The following is a 2392-nucleotide window of genomic DNA, read 5'->3' on the forward strand; positions in this document are numbered from 1 at the left end:
CGTAAAGAAGTAGATTCAATTTGGGAAGCGAGTTTTAACCATCCTTTTGTAAAAAAACTTGGTGAAGGAACGTTAGATTTAGCTAGTTTTCGCTATTATGTTCTTCAAGATTCATATTATTTGAGTCATTTTGCTAGAGTACAAACATTAGGAGCTGCGAAAGCTCTTGAATTAGAAACGACAGCTCGTATGGCACACCATGCTCAAAATACATATGAAGCAGAGTTATCTTTACATGAGAATTTTGCTAAAAAACTAGGGATAACGAAAGAAGAAAAAGATAATTTTATTCCTGCGCCAACTGCATATGCGTATACTTCACATATGTATCGTGCTGCGTATGAAGGGCATTTAGGAGATATCATTGCAGCAATTTTACCTTGCTATTGGTTGTATTATGAAATTGGCGAACGCTTAAAAGAGTGCCAGCCGGAAGAGCCAATTTATAACGAATGGATTTCTGCTTATGGATCTGATTGGTTCCGTACGCTAGTTGAAGAACAAATTACACGTTTAGATACTATCGCTGAAAAAGTAACAGAGGCAGACCGCAAACGTATGAAACAGCATTTTATTATTAGCAGTCAATATGAATATTCATTTTGGGAAATGGCTTATACATTAGAAAAGTGGCCAGTGGATACAGACGTAAAAGACGTAATTGGATAAAGAATAGAAGTAATGTTATAGATAGGTATGGATCATACCTATCTATATATTTTTTCTTGTCAAATTTGCGTAAAGTCATTAGTGCTACGGATATGGCGAAATAGAATATCGATAATTTAGCTCATTTACTTGTCTACGCATTAACTGGATAAACTTCTGTCACATTTATTTTACAATCAAAGAACGTAAATGTTGGTGGTATGAAGTTAAATAAGAAAAGAAACCCGAGCTGTTAGCTGTAACGGAGTTGTTTTTTCTTTGCAGGAATTTCTAAATTATCATGGAGTGTTGTTAATACGATATGCAAATATGCATATCGTATTTTTTTTTGAGCTCTTTATGTGTTAAAATTAGATATAGAGATATGGAAATATAAAGAAGCAAAAGCAGGAATATCCAATGAATTTTGAGAGGTGTTATATGTTTACAAATAAGAAATTAATTCGATTTGGTTTATCGTTGTTTGTATTTTTAGGGATAATTAATTTTACAATCAGCTATTTCCAAACATATCTTGAAACAGCAGCAGATATTAAATGGGTAATTCCAGAAATTTGGAAAACTATTTTGCTAGATGTTCCTCAAGGTATACTTGTTCTTTTAGGCGCAATTGCTTTATATGATTTCACAAAAGAGGCATCACAAAAAGACGCATCAATCTAAGTGTGTCTTTTTTAATTAACAATTTCATAGAGAGCTTTGCTGGAGAAATAGAATGAAAAGCCCTAATTAGGGCTTTTTTTGTTGGAATTTCTTAACCGTCATAAAAACTGGTCACTTGGAGGTGTTATAGCGAAAGCCATTTACAGTACAGAAAAATCTAAGCAGCAGACGGAAATATATAGGATATGGATCATAATTATTGAGAAATTAATTGAACTTAGTAAGTATGAAGATATGACGCTAGAATTCATATTTTTTAATTTTTATTTATCCCGCTATTTGCCGGGCAGTAAGCCCCCCACCTCAAAATTCAGCGGAAGCAAAGAAGTTAGGTAGGGGATGAACAAAACCCCACTGATTAAAGTTTCACTTTATAAAAATGAGCCCATAGTAAAAATAGGTATATGAACAAGGTGCATCATCTAGTGATAAGTCATACTTTGTTGATGTACGTATTGAACTTAGTTTATAGCGCTATTTCTACTTAGATGTAACGAACAGGAATATAGGGAAGTATCGATGAGGTTGTATTTTATAAACGGAGGTTATGAAAATGAATCAGTTTCAACAAGAACTACAAGCGTTAAGCCTTAATGATTACCGGTCTGGAAATATTGTCTATTGGGACCAGCAAAACCAATATCCATATTACTATATTGAAGATGCTGCTCGTCGCTGTGGCGGTTGTGGTCGTTGTGGCGGTTGTGGTGGAGGTCGTTGTGGCGGCTTCCGTTGTGGTGGCTTCCGTTGTGGTGGCTTCCGTTGTATTGGTTGCTTCGGTTGTTTTGGTTGCGGAGGCTGTGGCGGTTGTGGAGGCTGTGGTGGTTGCTCTAACTGTTTTGATGGTTTTACTGATACTACCGGTACTATTGTAACGTATGAATATTGATAACATCTATCTTGCTAGTTGCGGGCAGTAACATCCCCAAAAAAATTCAGCGAGAGCAAAGAGAAGTTAGGTGGAGGACTGCCCATAAAAGCCCGATTGGTGAGAGCTGATTAAAGTTTCACTTTATCAATTAAAAAACATTAGTTATATGTACGTGCCGACAAAGAATAT

At 35.6% G+C, this 2392-nt stretch carries 3 protein-coding genes; all 3 read left to right on the plus strand.

Annotation, left to right across the window (positions count from 1 at the left end; genetic code table 11):
• Positions 1 to 669 (plus strand): thiaminase II (gene tenA / locus ACQGS6_RS26590; protein ID WP_426965883.1); only part of this gene is annotated, 669 nt, incomplete at its 5' end.
• Positions 670 to 1068: 399 nt separating this feature from the next.
• Positions 1069 to 1332, plus strand: a complete 264-nt coding sequence (locus tag ACQGS6_RS26595; protein ID WP_002082716.1) for a DUF3937 domain-containing protein — start codon at positions 1069 to 1071, stop codon at positions 1330 to 1332.
• A gap of 553 nt (positions 1333 to 1885) precedes the next feature.
• Positions 1886 to 2221, plus strand: coding sequence for a heterocycloanthracin/sonorensin family bacteriocin (locus tag ACQGS6_RS26600; protein ID WP_058839790.1), 336 nt, complete (start codon positions 1886 to 1888; stop codon positions 2219 to 2221).
• Positions 2222 to 2392 lie beyond the last annotated feature (171 nt).

Source organism: Bacillus sp. GMs2/2, assembly GCF_050172095.1.
GTDB lineage: Bacteria > Bacillota > Bacilli > Bacillales > Bacillaceae_G > Bacillus_A > Bacillus_A cereus.

Coding starts and splice junctions, on each gene's coding strand:
- ACQGS6_RS26595 (WP_002082716.1), top strand. CDS start 1,069: ATGAATTTTGAGAGGTGTTATATGTTTACAAATAAGAAATTAATTCGA.
- ACQGS6_RS26600 (WP_058839790.1), top strand. CDS start 1,886: ATGAATCAGTTTCAACAAGAACTACAAGCGTTAAGCCTTAATGATTAC.